Here is a 21,880-nt window from a genome sequence, read left to right as displayed (position 1 = left end):
TTTGGTAAAGGTAGACATCACGACCCGATAGCTATCGGGTTTAAACTGTTTAAAGCAAGTAATACACACCTACACCCATCTATTGAAAGCAAGGCAGACACTGGGTATCAGGGCTTACAAAAGTTGCATTACAATACAGTAATGCCTAAGAAAAAGGCAAAGAAAAACCCCCTAACTAAAGAAGATAAAAAGCATAATCGGCTCATCTCATCACAAAGGGTAACAGTAGAAAACATTATCAGAGAGCTTAAAATATTTAGAATAGTAGCAGAAAAATATCGAAATAGAAGAAAACGCTTTGGATTTAGAGTTAATCTAATTGCTGCATTTTATAACAGAAACATTGATTTGAAATGAATTGTCGAAGAGGTCTATTGTATTAACACACAGATTTGCCTCTCTTACACATCGATATAAGCCATTGACAGACGGATAAGCCCTTCTTACATACAGATTTATTTTATTAACTCACAGATTTGCCTCTCGTACACATCGATATAATCTATTGACATACAGATTAACAGTTCTTACATACAGATTTATTTTATTAACACACAGACTTACCTCTCGTACACATCGATATAAGCCATTGACATACAGATTAACAGTTCTTACATACAGATTTATTTTATTAACACACAGATCTGCCTCTCTTACACATCGATATAGGCTATTGACACACAGATATGGCCTTCTTACACGCAGATTTGCCAATATAAACCCTCAATTCACTACCCAAAAGTATCATTCAGCCGTAATTAGCATCCTTGCCAACAATAAATAATGGTGTTGGTGAAAGCAATATCAACAGCGGCAAAATCGCTCTCTTGCGTTAGGGATAGCAACGGAAATACTTTTTGCGCCGCAGGTGCAAAAAGATTGCAGTGGATAGCCCGACCCGCCCAAGCGGGTAACGCCATCATCACAAAACAAAAATTAATGGTGCGTAAACGAAAATTGGCTTGCCATAAAATCCTTTGTATATTGACCCTCAATACAAAACTTAACGAGCATGAGAAAAATATGGATAGCCCTTGCGGCTTTAGTACCAGCCCTTGCACAAGCGCAACAATTTGACAAACCTGTAGCGGCGGTAAACGATTCGGTAATTGCCTGGCGCAGGCATTTTCATCAATTTCCTGAACTATCAAACAGAGAATATAATACTGGTGCTTATATAGCTGCTTACCTTACCAAGCTTGGCTTAGAAGTAAAATATCCTTTTGCCAAAACTGGTGTGGTAGCCATATTAAAAGGCGGTAAGCCCGGCCCAGTAATAGCACTGCGTGCAGATATTGATGCCTTGCCTGTGGTAGAGCGTGTGGCGGTGCCATTTGCATCGAAAGTAAATGGTGAATACGATGGTAAAAAAGTAGGCGTGATGCATGCTTGCGGCCACGATTCGCATACGTCAATTTTAATGGGCGCAGCAACGGTATTAAAACAAATGCAAAAAGAGGTAGCTGGTACAGTGGTATTTATGTTTCAGCCAGCAGAAGAAGGTACACCAGGCACAGAAGAAGGTGGCGCACCATTGATGATAAAAGAGGGTGTGATGGATAACCCAAAAGTAGATGCGGTTTTTGGCTTACACATTAACTCACAAACAGAAATTGGCACTATAAAATATACATCTGGTTCTACCATGGCCTCTAGCGATTGGTTTACAGTAAAGGTAAAAGGCAAGCAAACACATGGCTCGCAACCATGGAGCGGTATAGACCCAATAGTGGTGGCTACGCAAATTATTAATGGCTTTCAAACCATTGTAAGCAGACAAAGTGAACTGACCAAAGCGCCTGTTGTGATTTCAGTAGGTGTAATAAATGCAGGTGTAAGAAGCAATATTATTCCTGAAGAATTGGTAATGCAAGGCACAATAAGAACGTTGGATAGTAAAATGCAAAAAGACGTGCACGAACGCATGAAACTAACTGCTACTAAAATAGCCGAAGCAAGTGGCGCTACTGCAGAAGTAACCATTGACACCAAAACATTGGTTACTTATAATACACCTGCATTGGTAAAAATGATGTTGCCAAGCCTTGAAACTGCCGCTGGTAAAGACAAAGTGGTAGAAAGCGAATGGACAACTGGCGCAGAAGATTTTAGTTTTTATGGCGAAAAAGCCCCTGCATTTTTCTTCTTTTTAGGTGGTATGCCTAAGGGTGGCGACCCTAAAAAAGCAGCACCACACCACACACCAGATTTTTACATAGACGATAGTATGCTTAATGTAGGCGTTAAAGCTTTTTGCCAAATAGTGTTTGATTATGCGAAGTTGAAGAAGTAAGGATTTGTGATTAGTAATGATTTGAATGATAGAATGATTTTGATAGCGTATAAAATAGCCGCTTAAAAAATTGAAGTGGTTATTTTTAAATGTGATTAGTAAATTTGTACAAATAGAATACATATGACAACAGCGATTATAAGACAAAAACTTTATGATTATATACGCGTTGCTGATGATAGAAAAGTAAAAGCTATTTACACAATGCTAGAAGGTGAGGTAGAAGAAAACTATGACCATTGGAATGACAAAGCGTTTGTAGATGAACTAACCAAAAGATCAGAAGATTATCAACAGGGCAAAATAAAAGGAATTGCTTGGGAAGAAGTAAAATCCAAATTGTCAACTTCTAGTAAAAAAAGGAATGACCTATAAAATTGAGCTTCATCCAAAAGCCATAGAAGAATTACAAGATGCTTACGCTTGGTATGAAGAACGTTCTGAAGGCCTAGGTAAAAGGTTTGTTAGTTGCCTTAACAAAAGAATAGTTGAACTTTCAGAAGTACCAGAAAGATATTCTAAGAAAAAAGGAAACTTAAGAGAAGTAGGTATTGAAGTGTTTCCTTACATCATTATTTACGAAGTATTGAAGAAAGAAAAAATCGTTTTTATTTCCTACATATTTCATGGCAAGAGAAATCCTAACATTAGGTATAAGAGATAAAAGTAGCCGCTTCAAAAATTGAAGCGGCTATTTATTTTATTCATTTCATCATTCAAATCATTCCTAATCAGCGGTAGATTCTTCCCACACTTTCACTAATTCTACCAACATGGTTACTGCAAGTTGCATATCTTTTATACCAATCCACTCGTGCTTGCTATGTATAGCTTGCATACCTGTAAACAAATTAGGGCACGGTAAGCCCATAAAGCTCAATCTGCTGCCATCGGTACCACCACGTATCGGTTCTTTTACTGGTTCTAAACCTATGCGCTTGTAAGCTGCTTCTGCATTAGCAATTACTTTAGGATATTGGTCAAGCACTTCTTTCATGTTGCGATATTGCTCTTGCACCTCAAATTGCATGGTAGCTTTAGGATGCTTTGCCATTACTGTTTCAGCTATTGCTTTTAACTTGTCTTCATATACTTTAAGATTAGCCGTTTCAAAATCACGAATAATAAATTGTACACTAGCCTTTTCTGCCAAACCATTAATAGCCACAGGATGCACAAAACCTTGTCTGTGAGAAGTGGTTTCAGGACTCCATTCTGTAGTAGGCAAAGCGGCTACAATTTCACTCACTATTTTCAGCGCATTTACCAACGTATTTTTAGCATAGCCAGGATGCGCAATTACACCATTAACAGTAATTGTAACACCATCTGCGCTAAAGGTTTCATCTTCTAGTGTGCCTAATTCACCACCATCTAACGTATAGCCAAAATCTGCCCCAAGCTTTTGCATATCAAGTTTAGCTGTACCCTGCCCTACTTCTTCATCTGGCGTAAAGAGAATTTTAATAGTACCATGTTTTACTTCAGTATGCAACATTAAATAGTTACACAAATCCATAATTTCTGCAACGCCTGCTTTATCGTCACTACCAAGTAAAGTAAGGCCACTTGCAGTAATAATATCATGGCCAATATGCTGATTTAAGTATCTATATTTTGTAGGGCTAATAATTTGCGAAGCGTCATCTGGTAGTACAATATCTTGTCCCTGATAGTTTTGGTGTAGAATAGGTTTTACATTGGTACCGCTACAATCTGGTGCCGTATCTACATGGCTACAAAAGCAAATTACGGGTACATTTTTGTTGGTGTTGCTAGGTATTGTTGCATATACATAACCATATGCATCAGTGTGAGCATCTTGTATACCCATAGCCAATAATTCGCTTGCAAGTAGCGTAGATAAGTGCTTTTGTTTATCAGTTGAAGGGTGCGTATTCGTATCAGGATTACTTTGGGTATCAATTTTTGTGTACTTTATAAATCTTTCAGCCACTGTAAAGTTGTATTGTTGCAACATAATCGTATTTTTAAGCGCAATTTATAACTCTAGAATGGAAACACCCCTAAACAATCGACCGACAATTGAAAATGGCTTTCTGAGAGCCATCTTATATTTAATCACAGGTTTTGTGTTGTGTGGTATGGTACAGCTAATGTACTCAACAAGCGCAGATGTAGTTACTTACAATGAGGTAAACAATCCACAAACAATTGTAGATGTTTTAAAATCTTATTTCGTTATCAAAATAGGCTTAGTACTTGTTGCTTTTCTATTTATGGTATTGGTAAATAGAGAGTTGATTCGTCATCTTGGTTTTAAGTGGATTGGCTATAGCAGCAGCGCCTTTGCGGGTTTTCTTGTGGGTTTCTTTATTATCACTATTGGCACAGTAGTGTTGTTATTTACTAAAAACGTTTACTTTACAGAGATTGGTACTGAAGATACGGATATTTTTTATGCTACTCTACTTTGCGTAGTAGTTGCTTTTATTGAAGAAATTTCTATGAGAGGCTATGTTTTAAAAAATCTTATGCAAAGCATGAACAAGTGGGTTGCTTTAGCATTATCATCCTTGGTATTTGCTTTACTTCACCTTGATAATGCGGATATTACCATTGTAGCATTTGCCAATATTTTTATTGCAGGCATATTATTAGGTGTCAATTATGTATACACCAAAAATCTTTGGTTTAGCATATTACTACACTTTAGTTGGAACTTTTTTCAAGGGCCAATTTTTGGTTACAGAGTAAGTGGTATGTCTATGGGCAAAAGTTTTATCAAACAAATTGCACAAGGTTACGACATGGTAAGCGGTGGCGATTTTGGCTTCGAAGGTTCAATTGTTTGTACCATTTTACAAGTAATTGTAATTGTAGGATTAATTTGGTACTACCAAAGAAAATACGGCAGCAAAAAGATAGTTATAGATCAAGAAACTGACTTAGCAACAGCTTAAAATATTCAAAACAAAAATGCCACTAATATCAAATTAGTGGCATTTTCATTTATTGAGCTAAATACAATTAATAAGCTCTTGCAAACAATACGCGTTGTGTAGATGGATTGCCTGTAAGAATACATATACCATCTTCTAAAGGATTATCTAAAGGAATACAACGAATAGTCGCCTTGGTTAACTCTTTAATCTTCTCTTCAGTTTCTGGTGTGCCATCCCAATGCGCTGAAATGAAACCAGTTTTACTATCTAGCAAGGTTACAAATTCATCCCAAGTATTAGCTGGTGTAATGTGTTCATTTCTATAAGCCAAAGCCTTATTAAACATATGTACTTGAATTTCATCAAGCAAGGTTTTTATGTAGAAAGAAATGCCATCAATAGCAACTGTCATTTTAGCTTTAGTGTCACGTCTTGCAACTTCTACCACATTATTCTCTAAATCTCTAGCACCTATTGCTAAACGCACAGGAACACCTTGCATTTCGTACTGAGCAAATTTCCAACCTGGCCTGCTATTATCGCTATCATCATATTTTACACGTATGCCTAGGTCTTTTAGTTGCTGCATAATTGCATGCACCTTGTGGTCTATCATGGCTTTCTGTTCATCGCCTTTGTAGATAGGTACTATTACTACTTGCAATGGTGCAATACGTGGTGGCAATACCAAGCCATCATCATCGCTATGAGCCATTACCAAACCACCAATTAAACGTGTACTTACACCCCAACTAGTGCCCCATACATAGTCAAGTTTGTTTTCTTTGTCACTAAACTTTACATCAAATGCCTTAGCAAAATTTTGCCCTAAAAAGTGCGATGTACCAGCTTGTAATGCTTTACCATCTTGCATTAGCGCTTCTATACAAAACGTTTCTTCTGCACCAGCAAAACGTTCATTGGGCGATTTAATGCCTTTTATTACAGGCAAAGCCATATAGTTTTCTGCAAAATCTGCATATACGTGTAGCATTTTTTCTGCCTCTACCATTGCCTCATCTTTAGTAGCGTGTGCGGTGTGACCTTCTTGCCATAAAAACTCAGCAGTACGTAAAAACAAACGCGTACGCATTTCCCATCTTACCACATTAGCCCACTGATTTACTAGTATTGGCAAGTCTCTGTACGATTGTATCCAGCCTTTATAAGTGCTCCAAATAATGGCTTCACTAGTAGGTCTAACAACCAATTCTTCCTCTAGTTTCGCTTCTGGATCTACAATCAGTTTGCCTTTATTATTAGGGTCTGCCTTTAAGCGATAGTGCGTTACCACGGCACATTCTTTAGCAAAGCCTTCGGCATTTTTTTCTTCTGCTTCAAACAAACTTTTTGGCACAAACAATGGAAAATAAGCGTTCTGATGCCCTGTATCTTTAAACATTTTGTCTAAAACATCTCTCATATTTTCCCAAAGACCAAAACCATAAGGCTTTATAACCATACAACCACGTACAGCGCTATAATCTGCAAGGCCACCTTTTATCACCAAATCATTATACCATTGAGAATAATCTTGTGCCCTTGACGTAATTTCTTTGCTCATTAACTTCTTTGTGTTTTTCTTAACTAAATTATTTTTTAACAAACGTTGTATGGCAAAATATTTGTCAAATTATTTCTTAAAATAGGTTGCCGCCGTAAAAGTAGTAACTTCACATTATCTAAAAGCTAAAAACTGCCCGTTATGAAAAGTGCATTTTTACTTCTGTCTTTTGCTTCAGTAGTATTATTTACTAGCTGTGCCTCTATTTATCAAACACAACAAACACCAGACGATCTATATTTTTCGCCAGCGAAAGTAGAACCTGAGGTGAAAGAAGTGGCTAAAAATACCAATAATAACGACCGCTACGAAGAATACATTAGCAGCAGCGACGATAGATATTTACGCATGAAAGTAGCCAACAGAAACCGTTGGGAAGTTTTAGACGATTATAGTTACTGGAATGATAGCCGCTTTGATTACTATGGCTACAGCAACTTTAATAATTACTATGGTTATGGCTACAACGGCTATAATTACTGGAACAATTGGGCATTTTATCCAAGCTACAATTGGGGTTTCTCTAATTTCTATGGCTACGGTTACAATCCTTATTATTTCGGTTACACCAGCTACTACAATCCTTACTACAGCTATTATGGTGGCTATTACAACCCTTATTTTTGGGGCAACAATATTCCTCACAACAACTATGGCCCTCGCAGATACACAAGCGGTAGTAACATAGCGGCTTACAGAAATAGCAACTACAACAATAACAATACACCAGCAGGCAGCACACCAGCTCGTAACAATAACAATAGTTCATTTGGTGGCTTGGTGCGTAGAGTAATTGCACCACCAACAGGCAGCCCTTCAGGCACACCGTCTACCACTGTAGATAGACCTGCAAGAACCTTTACACCGTCAACCACACCTACATCAAACACAGGTGGTTCTAGTGGTGGGTTTGGTAGCACAGGTAGCAGCAGTAGCGCCCCTCGAAAGCCAAGAGGTTAATTTGTTAATCATCGTTTTTTTGTAACCAGCAGTTGTACTACTATGTAGCAATTGTTGCGTCGCACACTTGTACGCTTTGTTCATTACTCAGCATGCTTGCAGTATGCACTATATACACTAATAGTAACATTTACCCTTAACCAATTAAAACTACATACCATGAAAAAATATTTCCTCATCATCACATTATTCACCAGCATAGCTAGCTATGCACAAGCACCAGACGATGCCTTAAAATTATCTTGGCACACTGGTAATGGTACTGCCAGAAACATAGCCATTGGTGGCGTAATGGGCAGCCTTGGTGGCGATATTACTTCTGCTAATATTAATCCTGCAGGTTTGGGTTTGTATAAAACCAACGAATTTGTATTAAGCCCAGGTGCTTTTCTGTTTAATAATAAATACAACTATAGAGGTAACGATACAAGTAATACAAAAGGCAATTTTAGCTACGGCCCTATTGGCTTTGTGTTTGGCACACCAAGTAAGTATCGCTCAAGTGCATGGACGAGCAGTGCCTTCTCTATTTCTGTTAACCAAGTTGCTAGCTACAACAACCGTACACAGTACAGAGGCTTCAACAATTACAGCTCATTTTCTGAGCAATATTTAGAAGAACTTGTACGTGACCAAGCAGATACTAATGCTGCGTTGAGCAATTATATTTTTGGTTCTTCACTAGCCTTTAGAACCTATTTAATTGATACACTTAGAGCTGCCAATGGCAGTGTGGCTGGCTATCAAAGTTTAGTACCAATTACCTCTGGCATTAACCAATATTACGACGCTGTAACCAAAGGTGGTTACCACGAAATCGCATTAGGTTTAGCTGGTAATATAGAAGACAAATTGTACGTTGGCGGTAGTTTAATTATTCCAATTGTTAGTTACAGAAGAGACCTTGTTTATAAAGAAACCGATGCCACAAACAATCCTAATAACCAATTTGCAGGCTTTATTTACAGTGAGCAATTTCAATCTAATGGTGTAGGTATTGGCGCTAAGCTTGGTATCATTTACAAACCACAAAATTCGTGGCGACTTGGCTTTGCGTTTCACACACCACAATCCATTTCATTTACCGACAGAATTCGTAGCCAAATGACTACTAATACTGAGAGTTACGCAGGTACAATTACAGAAACAAGTGATAACTTAAATGATGGTAGAGCTGGAGAAAGAAGATATAAAGTAGCCACACCTTATAGAATGATTGGTAGCGTGAGCTATGTGTTTAAAGAAAGCGCTGATGTAAAAAAACAACGTGGCTTTATTAGTGCCGATGTTGAGTTTGTAAACTATCGTGGTGCAAGATTTAGAGTACAAAACGCAGAAGATTATAATCGCACAACCTATTTAGACCAGGTAAACGATGGAGTGAAAAACTATTACAAAGGCAACTTTAATTTTAAAGTTGGTGGCGAGTTAAAGTTTAATGTTTTTGCCCTAAGACTTGGTGGTGCATACTTTGGTAGCCCTTATGTAGATGATAAACTAGATGTAAATAAAACACTCGTAACTGGTGGTATTGGCTATCGTAACAAAGGGATTTTTATTGACCTTGGCTATGCACACACTTTTATGAAAGATGTGAATTTCCCATACAGATTAAACGATGTAGCTAATACTTATGCAGTACAAACTGGTAGCTCTAGCAATATTGTTTTAACACTTGGCTTTAAGTGGTAATTATTTCACACAAAGCGACTAAGAATACTAAGAACACGAAGTAAAATAATCCTAAAAAGAGAACGGTTAGCCAAGGCTAACCGTTCTCTTTTTATTTCGTGTAATTCGTGTAATTCGTAAAATTCGTGTAATTGTGAGTTACAGATATTTACCTGTATAACTAGCCTTAACTTTCTTCAAGTCTTTAGGTACGCCTGCAAAAACCAATGTACCGCCTGCGTCACCAGCTTCTGGGCCAAGGTCAATTACCCAATCAGCACTTTTGATAACATCGGTGTTATGCTCAATAATTAATAACGAATGCCCCTGCTCAATTAAGGCATTAAAAGAGCCTAATAACTTCTTAATGTCGTGAAAATGCAAACCTGTTGTAGGCTCATCAAAAATGAATAAAATATGCCCCACACCTTTGCCTTTACCTAAAAATGAAGCCAGCTTTACACGTTGTGCTTCACCACCACTCAAGGTATTAGAACTTTGACCAAGCTTTACATAACCTAAGCCAACATCTTGTAACGGCTGTATGGCTTTTGCTAAATTTTTCTCTTCCTTAAAAAATTCAATCGCCTCATCTACGCTCATTTCTAGCACGTCATAAATGCTTTTACCTTGGTAAGTCACTTCAATCACTTCTTCTTTAAAACGCTTGCCGCCACACACTTCACAGGTTAAATGCACATCGGCCAAAAACTGCATTTCTACAATTTGTTCGCCTTCACCTTTACAAGCATCGCACCTACCACCATCTACGTTAAACGAGAAGTGCTTAGGCATAAAACCACGAATTTTACTCAGTGGTTGCTTCGCATACAAATCTCTAATTTCATCGTAAGCCTTTATGTAGGTAATTGGGTTACTGCGTGATGATTTACCAATAGGATTTTGGTCAATCATTTCTATTTGAGCAATATAATCTACATCACCAGTAACGGCTTTGTGCAGGCCTACTTTTTCGGCCGCTTCGCCTTTTAGTTTCTGCAATACAGGATATAAAATTTGCTTTACCAAAGTGGTTTTACCACTACCACTTACACCAGTTACTACCGTTAAAATATCTAATGGAAATTCTACCGTTACATCTTTTAAATTATTCTGCCTTGCACCTTCTATAGTAATGCTTCTATGCCACTTACGCAAGCTTTTAGGCGCATCAATGGTTAATTCGCCTTTTAAGTATTTGCCCGTTAAACTTTTAGGATTAGCGATCAATTCTTGATAATTACCAGCCGCCACCACTTCACCACCCAAGTGCGATGCAAAAGGTCCCATATCTATCACATAATCAGCTTCACGCATCATCATTTCATCATGCTCAACCACTACAACAGTATTGCCTAATGCTTTTAGCGATTGTAACACACCTATTAACTTCTCAGTATCTCTTGAATGCAAGCCTATTGATGGTTCATCTAGTATGTACAATGAGTTGGTTAAATTACTTCCTAGACTTCTTGTTAATTGTATTCTTTGGCTTTCACCACCGCTTAAACTATTGGCTAATCTATTTAAGGTTAAATAGCCCAAACCTACGTCTATCAAGGTTTGTAAGCGTTGATGTATTTCTATCAAAATACGCTTAGTCACATTTTGGTCGTGCTCACTTAATTGTATCTTATCAAACCAAACTTTTAAATCTTTTACCTGCATTTCACACAGTTCGCCAATGTGCTTTTTGTGCACTTTTACATACAAAGCTTCTTTGCGTAGGCGATAGCCTTCACAATCAGGGCATTTGGTTCTGCCTCTATATCTGCTTAATAAAACACGATATTGTACTTTGTACAAGTTTGCTTCTACTTCTTTAAAAAAGTCATCAATACCTTGCACATATTTAGCACCTTTCCACAGCAGTCTATATTGGTCTTTTGTTAAGTCGATTATTGGCTTATGAATAGGAAAATCAATAGCTGAAGCACCACGAATAAAAGCGGTTTTCCATTCGCTCAACTTTTCGCCGCGCCAAGGTGCAACAGCACCTTCGTATACACTTAATCTTTTATCAGGTATTACCAAATCTTCATCAATACCAAGCACTTGGCTAAAACCTTCGCAAGTAGGGCAAGCACCATAAGGATTATTAAACGAGAATAAGTTAGGCACAGGTTCTTCAAACTGTAAACCATCTAATTCAAACTTATTGCTGTAATGTAAAGGTTTAGCGCCATCAACTTCAACATACATTTCACCTTCCCCTTCATAGAAAGCAGTGCCAATAGAATCGCTTAAACGATGTAAATCATCTTCATCAAACCCGATAGCTATCGGGGCTTTGGTCACAATTCTATCAACCAAAACGAAAGTTCCCTTACCCTCGTTCTTTGATTTAGGAGGCTGTAAAATATTCGCTAAGTCTTTATCAGCTAGTTCTAATAATTCTTCTATTCGCTTAGGTTCTAAAGCCCCACCTTTAGAGGGGTTTGGGGTGGCTAATCTACTGAAACCCTTTGCCATCAATATATTCAGCTCTTCTTTTGCCTCTCTTTTTGCATGTTGTTTAAATGGAACGATGATAACCACTTTACTACCATGTGGCAATGCTTGAATATCTTTTACAACATCGTTTACATCATCTTTCTTTACTTCCTTACCGCTTATTGGTGAAATAGTATGGCCAGCCCTTGCAAATAACAAACGCAGATAGTCATAAATCTCCGTCATACTACCAACAGTACTACGTGGCGTTCTTGTAATTACTTTCTGCTCAATAGCAATGGCAGGACAAAGACCTTTGATATAATCAACATCTGGCTTTACCATTCTAGCCATAAACTGTCTTGCATAAGCACTTAAGCTTTCTGCATAACGTCTTTGGCCTTCGGCAAATAAAGTATCAATAGTTAAGGATGATTTTCCGCTACCACTTACGCCAGTAACCACAATAAATTGATTACGAGGAAATTCAACCGTAACATTCTTAAGATTGTGTGTTCTTGCACCTTTTACGAGGATATTCTTGTTGGTAGATTCTAGTATGTCTGACTGTTCTTGAACTTGCTTCGTGTTGCTTTTTTTTGCCATTCTATGCTTTGTTAGCTGTTGTGCAGATGAACTCAAAATTAGAGATTTATAGCCGCAGTTAATGCTTAAATAAGTAACATTAATACAGCACATTTGTTTGGGTAAATTCAAATACCAATTAAAGAAGCAAGAACAAATAATGATTGCAAAATAACCCAATGTGCTATTGCTACTAAAAGCTTGTGATTAAAACAACTGCAACAAAAAAGCCCAACATAAAATTTATGTTGGGCTTTATATCTAAAAGAAAGTAAGTCTTATTCAGCACTTGTTTCTTCAGCAGCTGGTGCTTCAGGAGCTTCTGCAACTGGTGTTGCTTCAACTGTTTCTGTAGCTTCTGCTTTTTTAGGTGCACGACCACGACGAGTTTTCTTAGCTGGTTCAGCAGCAGTAGCAGCAGCTTTACCGTAAATATCGTTGAAATCTACAAGTTCAATCATTGCTTTCTCAGCGTTATCACCTGGACGAATACCCAATTTGATGATACGAGTGTAACCACCTGGACGAGAAGCAATTTTTGGACCAACAACTGTAAACAATTCTTTTACAGCAGCTTTATTTTGTAAATGTGCAAATGCCAATCTGTGATTGTGTGTAATTACAGCAGCACTTTCTGTTTTCTTAGTTTTAGTTAACAACGGCTCTACATAAGTACGTAATGCTTTTGCTTTTGCTAAAGTAGTTACAATACGTTTGTGTGTAATTAACTGAGCAGCTAAGTTGTTTAACAAAGCTACTCTGTGTGCCTTCTTGCGGCCTAAATTGTTGATTTTGTCTCCGTGACGCATGACTTTTTGTTTTTGAGCCTCACACCGTGTCAGGATTTGTGAGGTTGCACCCAGCCCTCTAAAGAGGAACTAGATAGCCGTTATAAAATTAATTGCCTTTAATTACCCCTTTAGGGGCAAGGGCTAATTATCAAGGTTATCTAAACCTAATTTTTGTAAATCCATACCAAAACTCAATCCCCTTTCAAGCAATACTTGCTCAATTTCAGATAAAGATTTTTGACCGAAGTTTCTAAACTTCATCAAGTCTTCTTGTTCGTATTGAACTAGCATACTCAAAGAATCAATTTTAGCAGCTTTCAAGCAGTTGAACGCACGTACAGAAAGATCTAAATCTTCAAGTGGTGTTTTCAATACTTTGCGTAATTGCAAAATTTGCTCATCAACTACATCATCTTTCTTCTCTTCTTTATTATCAAAAGTGATGTTCTCATCAGTGATAATCATTAAGTGTTGAATCAAGATACGAGAAGCTTGCTTTACAGCGTCTTCAGGATGGATGGTGCCATCAGTAGCTACGTCTAAAATTAATTTTTCGTAGTCAGTTCTTTGTTCCACACGATAGTTCTCAATTAAATACTTCACATTTTTAATAGGAGTATGAATTGAATCTATTGCGATGTAACCAAATACGCTGTCTTTTACTTTATTTTCTTCAGCTGGTACATAACCACGGCCTTTAGCTATAGTTAATTCAATATCCAACTTAGAAGTAGTATCCATTACACAAATTACTAAATCAGGATTCATAACTTGAAAGCTTTGAGAAGCTTCACCAATCATACCTGCAGTAAATTCTGTACGGCCTTTAATAGAAAGTGTGATTTTTTCAGATGAAATATCACTATCCACTATCTTCTTAAAACGTACTTGTTTCAAGTTCAAGATAATTTCAGTAACGTCTTCTGTAACGCCTCTCATTGTTGCAAACTCATGATCAACGCCTTCGATTTTTATACCAGTAATAGCATAACCTTCAAGACTGTTAAGCAAAACTCTGCGCAAAGCATTACCGATTGTTAAGCCATAACCTGGCTCAAGCGGACGGAATTCGAATTGACCGTCGAAATCAGATACTTTCTGTAATACAATTTTGTCCGGCTTTTGGAAGCTTAATATGGCCATATTAAAACTTGTTTTTTATTTTACCTCAAATCTTTTTTAAAGATTTAAGAATGTATGAGTATGATTTGAAAAATTCGTAAGTCGCTAGTCGAAAATCGAAGGAAACAATCTTGATTCAATCCGATTATCTATGTTAATAGCTACTATTTACTGTACAATTCCACAATCAATTGTTCCTTAATATTTTCAGGAACTGATTCTCTTTCAGGATATGTAATGAAAGTACCTTTAAGTTCAGTTTCATTCCAATCAACCCAGCTGAACTTAGGATTTTTACCACGTGTTTTGCTAGTGATAGAAGTGTTAACTGCACTTTTGTTTTTGTAAGAAATAATATCACCTGGTTTGCAAGAGTAAGAAGGTACATTCATCACGTCACCATTTACAGTGATGTGCTTGTGAGCCACTAATTGTCTTGCTTCAGGACGGCTAGCAGCCAAACCTAAACGGAAAACTGTATTATCTAAACGAGCTTCTAACAATTTGATTAGGTTTTCACCGGTTACACCTTTAATACGAGATGCTTCTTCAAAAGTTTTACGAAACTGACGTTCTAATAAACCGTAAGTGTATTTTGCTTTTTGTTTTTCTCTCAACTGTAAAGCGTACTCACCAAGAGTCTTACGTTTACGAGTTGCGCCATGCTGACCTGGAGGGTTGCTGTTTTTTGTTAACCATTTACCGTTGCCCAAAATTGGCTCACCGTAAATTCTAGAGATTTTGGTCTTAGGACCAGTGTAACGTGCCATGTGTAATTAAAATTGAATTGATTTTTTAGTGAATGGTGTTCGATTGTTAAAAAATCAAAAAACTAAATCGCTCACCCATTTATAATATAATTTGAAATTGCTAATAACAGATTTCAAATCGATTAAACTCTTCTTTGTTTTGGAGGACGACAACCATTGTGTGGCATAGGTGTAACGTCTTTAATAGAAGTAACTTCAATACCGTTTTGAGCAATAGAACGAATTGCACCTTCACGACCAGAACCTGGGCCTTTTACAAATACGTCTACTCTTTTTAAACCTGCATCTAATGCTACTTTAGCGGCATCAGCAGCTGCCATTTGTGCAGCGTATGGAGTATTCTTCTTAGAACCACGGAAACCCATTTTACCAGCAGATGACCAAGAAATAACTTGACCAGATTTGTTGGTAAATGCAACGATAATGTTGTTAAATGTTGCGCTGATTCTTACTTCGCCTGCAGCATCAACTTTCACGATGCGTTTTTTGGCTGCGGCTTTAGCACTGTTTTGTGCTTTTGATGGTTTTGCCATTTTTGTTTGTTTGAGGTAATCTTTAAAATAAAAAAATAGTCCCTACTTTCTTAGCACTTTGCTAGAATATCTGGCGACTTTGGTAACTATAAAAAAAGCAGAAATTCCAAACTCAGATTTTAAGTTTGGAATTTCTATTTCTTATTTACTATTTCTTAGCAGCTTTCTTTTTACCAGCAACAGTTTTACGTTTACCCTTACGAGTACGGCTGTTGGTTTTGGTACGCTGACCACGTACAGGAAGACCTTTACGGTGACGAAGACCACGGTAACAAGCGATATCTAACAAACGTTTGATGTTCATTTGAGTTTCGCTACGTAATGCACCTTCTACTTTAAATTCAGCATTAATCAAATTACGAATAGCAGTTTGCTCATCGTCATTCCATTGGTTAACCTTTTTATTAAGGTCAATACCTGCTTCGTTTAAAATTTGTTGTGCTCTACTACGACCAATACCATAAATATAGGTAAGTCCAATTTCGCCTCTTTTATTTTTTGGTAAGTCTATACCGGCAATACGCGCCATAATTATTAATTTCTGATTTTTTAAATTTCTAATTTTATCAAAATTGGAAACAACTAATAGTTGCTAACAAGCTGATTACCCTTGACGTTGTTTAAAGCGAGGATTCTTTTTGTTAATTACATAAAGCTTTCCTTTACGCTTAACAATTTTACAATCTGCACTACGCTTTTTAATAGCTGCTCTAACTTTCATTGTAGTTTATTTATCCTATTTGCTAAAAGCCTTTGCCATTGGGCTGCGGGCTGATTTTAATTATTTGTACCTGAAAATGATTCTGCCTCTACTTAAGTCATAAGGACTCATTTCTACACCAACTTTATCGCCAGGCAATATTCTGATGTAGTGCATCCTCATTTTACCTGAGATAGTAGCCAATATTTCATGACCATTCTCTAACTTAACCTTGAACATGGCATTACTTAATGCTTCAAGTATTTTACCGTCTTGCTTAATGAGTGCTTGTTTAGACATATTTTTTTTCGGGCTGCGAAGATATAGAGATTGGACTGAAATAAGAAAAATTAGTGGATAATTTTTAAAATATTGTGGATAATATTTCGTTTGCAGCCTACAATAAGCCCTAAAATGTGCAAAAGCTCAGTTATTCTACGTTCTACAAGCAAAAAAAATCCCACTTTCTCAAGCAGGATTCAAAAATATCTATTTCGAAACTTACAATGCAATTTGTTTTTCAGCCATCATTCTGCGCAAGTTGATTAACCCATAGCGCATTCTACCTAAAGACGTATTAATACTACTGTTTGTAACATCAGCAATTTCTTTAAAACTCATACCTGCAAAATGCCTTAATACAATCACCTCTCTTTGTTCTTCAGGCAAAAGATCTAGCATTCTTCTAATTTTCTCATGGCTTTGGCTTTGTACCATCTTAGTATCAGCCGCATCACCAACAGAACCAATCAATTCAAACACGTTACGCTCGTCGCTAGCTACAAAGTGCGTACGTTTTATTTTTCTAAAATAATCTACACAAAGGTTATGCGCAATTCTAAGCGCCCAAGGCAAAAACTTCCCTTCTTCGTTGTAGCGATTGCCACGAAGCGTATCTATTATTTTAATAAATACTTCTTGAAAAAGGTCCTCAGCCAAATACTTATCCTTTACTAAAAAAAGGATGGAGGAATAAATTTTGTCTTTGTAACGGTGAACCAATACTTCAAGGGCATTGATATCGCCATTCTGGAATACGTTAATTAATTGCGTATCCGTTGCCTGGGCAAACATCTTCATAAGGTCGGTTTTTTAAAAAATTAGTTAAAAAAATCGATAGGATAGTTGGATACTGTAATGCATCCACTGTACGTGATTGCATTTCTAACGTAATATTAGTGACCTTATTTTAACTAATTGATTTTTAGCCGGCTTTGTGAAAAAATATAGAACGCCCATGTGGGTTGTTCACAATATCAAGAGGCTATAAAATGAGGAATATTATAACGCAGGGTTGGCTATTTTATTTCATAGCTATGCTAAGAAACTATTAAAATACAATGAAAATCAATCTCATATTCGCTTTAAGTAACAATAAACGAGTATGAGATTGACTAAGAAAATGATACTAAGGCATTATTATGGTAACAGTTACACGCCTATTAAGTTGCCTACCTACAGGGTTATCTATGCCATTGCTAGTTGTATTTGGTGCAACAGGCATCGTCTCTCCAAAAAATGAAGTAACTAATCTATCTTCACTGATAGTCAATGTTTTAAGATAGTCAAAGCATGCGGTGGCTCTTTTCTTAGATAATTTCAAATTATACGCATCTGCACCTTTTGCATCTGTAAAACCATCTATACGCAATTTCCAATCTGGGTGCGCTTTTAAAGCACTTGCCAAACTATCTAATAATAATTTAGCCGTATCTTTTATGCTTGCCTTATCAAAATCAAAATACAGAATAAAGTCTTTTTGTGTTGTGGCCAGAACTGGTGGCAATGGACGCATATAAAAATCTTGGTAAAAAACAGAATCATCAGGACTGCTGAAAATATGGCTTACAGCTACACTTGTATCCACATAATTAGCGCTTGATAGCTTTACCAAGTAACTAGCCGTATCTGGCACTGTTATTTGGTAATTACCTATTGTATTAACTGTGGTAGCAGTTGTTCTATCACTAGCAACCCAATTAAAAGATAGTTCGGTTATAGGCGCCTTAGTGTCGCTGTTTTTTACAGACCCTAAAATAGTATTTATTGATGCAGGCAAGCGATGAATACTAAACAATTCTAAGCAGCATTTAGAATCTCTATCCGAACTCAAAAGCACATCATCAATCACATCTTTTGTATGCTCTTTAGAAAAGTAATACATATCATCTTTATTGGTGTTGATAGGGCTACCTAAATTAGTGGCTTTACCAAATACATTATTAACCTGTTTACTACTGAATAAATCATAACCACCCATACCTACCCAACCATCAGAAGAGAATACCAATGTTTGTGAAGCAGAAATATAAAAAGGCGATTTTTCATTATCTGCTGTATTAATACTTGCTGGCAAATTCACCACCTTTTTTATAGCAAAAGCTGCATCCAATTCTGCACACCAAATATCAAATTTCCCCTTACCACCTACCCTATCAGACGCAAAAAATAAATACTTGCCATCTTTAGTGATACAAGGTTGCTGAGACGTGTATTTAGGTTTATTGACCAAGCTATCTAGTTTAACAGGCTTTGACCACACAGTGTCTTTAAAATGGCTTGTGTAAATAGCACCAACGCTTTTACCATTTACAATATCCCATTGTGTAAAAAAAGCGGTTTTGCCATCTGCTGTAAAGCTTGCAGCACCTTGCTCTATATTGGCTTGATCAGCAAATAGTAACTTGCTGACAGTACTTCCCTTTGCCAAAATTGTAGTGTACAAATGATGTTGGTAAGGATTGGCTTTATTGGTGGTTTGACTACTATTGGATCTTGTAGAACTAAAAAACAAATCATCGCCAACCAAAACGCCTGCATAGTTAGATGCATCACCATTTACAGGCGAAGACAATTTAGTTACCACTGATTTTCTTCTTTTCTTAAGTGCCAATTCATTAGCCGCAAAATCCATATCAGCCAATTCTTTTTTGGCTTCTCTTACATATACGCATTTATCAGCAGGCAGATGGATATAATTGGTAAAAGCGTTTTTAGCTTCCGCAACATGACCACTAGCTCGTAAAGAAACACCTTGCCAATAATTAACATCAGGATAATTTTCCCAACCTTTTATTTGCTTTACAGAATCGTACCAAATTGCCGCATTTTGATAATAACTTAACAAACGATAGGCAGTTGCTAAATGCAGTGTAGCAAGTAGTTTCGTATTGGCTACGCCATTTTTCGCAGGCGCTTTACTGCCAGTTTGTTTTGATAAATAGCCTGTGAATTTAAAAATGGTTTTAGTTGCCTTTTCGTTGTTTAAATAAGCCTTGTAATAAGTTAAGGCAGAAAAATAATCGCCTTTATTGTACAGCTTTTCAGCAGCAATAAAATTCGTATTCTGAGCCTTTACACATACAGTGCACAACAGCAAAATGCCGAGTGTTAGGTGTTTTAGAAAACGGTTAGATATAGTAGTAGCAGTAGTTAACATCAATAGAAGTTTAATTAGAATCTTGGGCATTTGAAATAATGAGTATCTGGTCTTGTATCTCTTAAAAAGATATAAGAGAAGGATAACTCAAAGCTGTTTACAGGCTTCACGAAATTGCTCAATTGCGATACATTCACATCATAGCTTAGCCCCACCGTATAGTTTTTGTAATAAAAACCAGTAAAGGCATTCACTGCATCAGATACACGATAATTGGCGCCTACCAAAAAGCTGAAATCATCATTCGCTTTCATTTCTGCATATAGCCCTGGCACTGCTTCGTAAGCATTGCCTTGTGTCATGTAGATGACGTTAGGGTAAAATACGAGCGTAGGCGAAGACTCAATTTTTGCGCCAGCATGTGCGGTTATACGCATAGGTATAGTGGTGCCAGAAATACCACTAAAATTATCTTTTGGCGATGTAAGATGACTCACAGAAACACCACCATAAAAATTTACTTTCTTATTGGGTGTTGCATCAAAGTAGGCAATACCTGCACCTGCATCAAACACTGTTTGCGATAAATTTTGAACATATTGTGTACCGCTGCTAGATGCACCAGGATTATAGCTACCTGTTGAAGGATTAAACTGATCACCAAATTGTAGTTTACTAGCATTAAAACGTTTGCTTATCACACCTAGCTGCATGCCTATACTCACAAAATGTGTACCCCCGTTACCAAAGCGAATATTGTTATTGGCTACGTTTAAGTAAGCATTGGTATTGTTATAACCACCATTACAAGCGGTTTGGTTTATCAGGTTTACACCCAAGCCCCAATTATTGGTAGTAAGCATATCAGCAGCTACACCTACAGTTTGAAATGGGTTACTTACAGTGCCCCATTGGTTTCTATAAATGCCACTTACACGTACATCACCATCGCTTATAACACCCGTTAATGCAGGATTTAAAAACAGTGGGTGCATATAGTATTGTGTAAAATGTGGATCTACTTGTGCTTTTACAGCCTGAAACACCAACATCAAGGCTATTATAAGCGATATATTCTTCTTCATAATTACAATTAGGTTTGGAAGGCTACTTATCTTATTAGGTTAATAGAACCTGATTTGGTTTCTACTTTATTATTTTGATACACCACACGCACCACATAAGTGTACACACCAGATGGTTGTGCTTTGCCATTAAATGTACCATCCCAACCTTTTGTAGTAGCACTATCGGTTTGAAAAATTAATTGCCCCCACTGATTATATACAAGTAGTTGCGCAGTTTTTACTGTTGTACCATATACTTTTACCACGCTTGCATCGGTGCCTACGGCTGCGGGTGTTAAAGCATTAGGTATAAAAATGGTGTTGTTAAAAGGTACTACCGTTATCAACTTACTAGCAGTACTTCTACAGCCATTTGCTGAAACACCAGTTACTATTACTGTAAAGCTTGTATCTGGCGCAACAATAGTTTGCGTAGATAAATTATTAACAAACAAATTACTTGGCTGCCAAATACTACTTGCTATTGGCAAGTTAGCTGTAATCTGTCCGGTAAAAGCCACACCACCAAAAGCAGGATTTGGATTAGCAGATAAGTTAATGTTGAAGGTTTCTATTATAACTGCGATTGTAGCTCTAGGACTTTCGCAACCACTTACTGTTTGGCTAACATAATAGTTGGTTGTTCCCGCTGTTGTAGTTGGCGGTATTGGTGCAGTGCTGCTACTTATGCCTCCGGTTGCAGCATTACCGTACCACAAGAGGTTAGTACCTGTTGCAGTTAAAGGAGAGGCTATAGTATTTTGGCAAAATGTAATTGGCGAAACAACCGTTGGTGCAAGTGTAGCAATTACAATGACGTTTATAGCTGCTCTTGGGCTTTCGCAACTACCTACTGTTTGTGATACATAGTAATTTGTTGAGCCGCCCACTGTTGTTATTGGTGTAGGCGCAGTAATACTAGAAGTACCACCTGTAGCCACTGTACCGTACCATAATAAATTAGTGCCAGTTGCTGTTAGTGCAGTTGCTGTAGCATTTAAACAATAGCTTACTGGTGTGGTAACCGTAGGCGCAACTGGTATCGTTTTTGGCGCACTCGTTACACTATTACTTACCGCACTAGTACAGCCATTTATTGTTTGGGT

Annotated in this window: 21 protein-coding genes; 7 read left to right on the top strand and 14 right to left on the bottom strand. The window is 37.2% G+C overall.

From position 1 onward, the window contains the following. The 4 genes from ACT9TX_RS17025 to ACT9TX_RS17010 all read left to right on the top strand — a co-directional run. The coding region (locus tag ACT9TX_RS17025) for a transposase family protein (RefSeq protein ID WP_481340090.1) at positions 1–357 on the top strand (357 nt) is incomplete at its 5' end. Positions 358–1,012: 655 nt separating this feature from the next. Then, complete coding sequence (locus tag ACT9TX_RS17020) at positions 1,013–2,293, top strand: amidohydrolase (RefSeq protein WP_481340088.1); 1,281 nt, start codon at positions 1,013–1,015, stop codon at positions 2,291–2,293. A 123-nt stretch (positions 2,294–2,416) separates the two neighbouring features. Beyond that, positions 2,417–2,668, top strand: a complete 252-nt coding sequence (locus ACT9TX_RS17015) for a hypothetical protein (protein ID WP_481340087.1) — start codon at positions 2,417–2,419, stop codon at positions 2,666–2,668. Further along, a complete protein-coding gene (locus ACT9TX_RS17010) occupies positions 2,658–2,957 on the top strand; it encodes a type II toxin-antitoxin system RelE/ParE family toxin (RefSeq protein ID WP_481340085.1) in 300 nt (99 codons plus the stop codon). The genes ACT9TX_RS17015 and ACT9TX_RS17010 overlap by 11 nt, the downstream gene beginning before the upstream one ends. A gap of 63 nt (positions 2,958–3,020) precedes the next feature. Here ACT9TX_RS17010 and pepT read toward each other — a convergent pair whose 3' ends face one another. Further along, positions 3,021–4,274 (bottom strand): peptidase T, encoded by a 1,254-nt coding sequence (pepT, locus tag ACT9TX_RS17005; RefSeq protein WP_481340084.1) that lies wholly within the window; start codon positions 4,272–4,274, stop codon positions 3,021–3,023. 34 nt (positions 4,275–4,308) lie between these two features. Between pepT and ACT9TX_RS17000 the strand changes: the two genes are divergently transcribed. Beyond that, a complete protein-coding gene (locus ACT9TX_RS17000; protein ID WP_481340082.1) occupies positions 4,309–5,217 on the top strand; it encodes a CPBP family intramembrane glutamic endopeptidase in 909 nt (302 codons plus the stop codon). A gap of 67 nt (positions 5,218–5,284) precedes the next feature. On the opposite strand, the gene proS is transcribed toward ACT9TX_RS17000, so the two are convergent. Further along, positions 5,285–6,763, bottom strand: a complete 1,479-nt coding sequence (proS, locus tag ACT9TX_RS16995; protein ID WP_481340081.1) for a proline--tRNA ligase — start codon at positions 6,761–6,763, stop codon at positions 5,285–5,287. Between the two features lie 141 nt (positions 6,764–6,904). On the opposite strand from proS, the gene ACT9TX_RS16990 reads away from it, so the two are divergent. Together ACT9TX_RS16990 and ACT9TX_RS16985 are read left to right on the top strand one after the other, a co-directional pair. Then, on the top strand, positions 6,905–7,723 hold the full coding sequence (locus tag ACT9TX_RS16990) for a hypothetical protein (protein ID WP_481340079.1): 819 nt from the start codon (positions 6,905–6,907) through the stop codon (positions 7,721–7,723). A 159-nt stretch (positions 7,724–7,882) separates the two neighbouring features. Then, complete coding sequence (locus tag ACT9TX_RS16985; RefSeq protein ID WP_481340078.1) at positions 7,883–9,415, top strand: OmpP1/FadL family transporter; 1,533 nt, start codon at positions 7,883–7,885, stop codon at positions 9,413–9,415. 138 nt (positions 9,416–9,553) lie between these two features. Here the strand turns inward: ACT9TX_RS16985 and uvrA are convergent, their stop codons facing one another. The 12 genes from uvrA to ACT9TX_RS16925 form a co-directional block, all read right to left on the bottom strand. Beyond that, positions 9,554–12,433: an excinuclease ABC subunit UvrA gene (gene uvrA / locus ACT9TX_RS16980; protein ID WP_481340076.1), complete on the bottom strand. Its 2,880-nt coding sequence runs from the start codon at positions 12,431–12,433 to the stop codon at positions 9,554–9,556. Positions 12,434–12,690: 257 nt separating this feature from the next. Then, positions 12,691–13,221, bottom strand: a complete 531-nt coding sequence (gene rplQ / locus ACT9TX_RS16975; RefSeq protein ID WP_481340075.1) for a 50S ribosomal protein L17 — start codon at positions 13,219–13,221, stop codon at positions 12,691–12,693. 123 nt (positions 13,222–13,344) lie between these two features. After that, the gene (locus ACT9TX_RS16970; RefSeq protein ID WP_481340074.1) at positions 13,345–14,346 is read right to left on the bottom strand and encodes a DNA-directed RNA polymerase subunit alpha; all 1,002 of its coding nucleotides are present in this window, start codon (positions 14,344–14,346) and stop codon (positions 13,345–13,347) included. A gap of 143 nt (positions 14,347–14,489) precedes the next feature. Beyond that, entirely contained in the window at positions 14,490–15,095 is a 606-nt protein-coding gene (gene rpsD, locus ACT9TX_RS16965) for a 30S ribosomal protein S4 (protein WP_379011935.1), read from the bottom strand. 122 nt (positions 15,096–15,217) lie between these two features. Beyond that, entirely contained in the window at positions 15,218–15,628 is a 411-nt protein-coding gene (gene rpsK / locus ACT9TX_RS16960) for a 30S ribosomal protein S11 (protein ID WP_379011933.1), read from the bottom strand. A gap of 148 nt (positions 15,629–15,776) precedes the next feature. Continuing rightward, a complete protein-coding gene (gene rpsM / locus ACT9TX_RS16955; protein WP_481340072.1) occupies positions 15,777–16,157 on the bottom strand; it encodes a 30S ribosomal protein S13 in 381 nt (126 codons plus the stop codon). A 75-nt stretch (positions 16,158–16,232) separates the two neighbouring features. Then, positions 16,233–16,349 carry a type B 50S ribosomal protein L36 gene (gene ykgO / locus ACT9TX_RS16950; protein WP_379011929.1) on the bottom strand — a complete coding sequence of 39 codons (117 nt, stop codon included), beginning with the start codon at positions 16,347–16,349 and terminating at the stop codon, positions 16,233–16,235. Positions 16,350–16,409: 60 nt separating this feature from the next. After that, positions 16,410–16,628 carry a translation initiation factor IF-1 gene (infA, locus tag ACT9TX_RS16945; RefSeq protein ID WP_379011928.1) on the bottom strand — a complete coding sequence of 73 codons (219 nt, stop codon included), beginning with the start codon at positions 16,626–16,628 and terminating at the stop codon, positions 16,410–16,412. A gap of 201 nt (positions 16,629–16,829) precedes the next feature. Next, positions 16,830–17,408, bottom strand: coding sequence for an RNA polymerase sigma factor (locus tag ACT9TX_RS16940; RefSeq protein WP_481340070.1), 579 nt, complete (start codon positions 17,406–17,408; stop codon positions 16,830–16,832). 328 nt (positions 17,409–17,736) lie between these two features. Further along, positions 17,737–19,797, bottom strand: a complete 2,061-nt coding sequence (locus tag ACT9TX_RS16935) for an OmpA family protein (RefSeq protein WP_481340069.1) — start codon at positions 19,795–19,797, stop codon at positions 17,737–17,739. Further along, the gene (locus tag ACT9TX_RS16930; RefSeq protein WP_481340067.1) at positions 19,782–20,792 is read right to left on the bottom strand and encodes a PorP/SprF family type IX secretion system membrane protein; all 1,011 of its coding nucleotides are present in this window, start codon (positions 20,790–20,792) and stop codon (positions 19,782–19,784) included. The genes ACT9TX_RS16935 and ACT9TX_RS16930 overlap by 16 nt, the downstream gene beginning before the upstream one ends. Before the next feature lie 26 nt (positions 20,793–20,818). Then, on the bottom strand, positions 20,819–21,880 hold a 1,062-nt coding region (locus tag ACT9TX_RS16925), incomplete at its 5' end, for an Ig-like domain-containing protein (RefSeq protein ID WP_481340066.1).

This window comes from Parasediminibacterium sp. HNIBRBA5674, from assembly GCF_056745525.1.
This window is presented reverse-complemented; position numbering and strand designations above follow the sequence as displayed.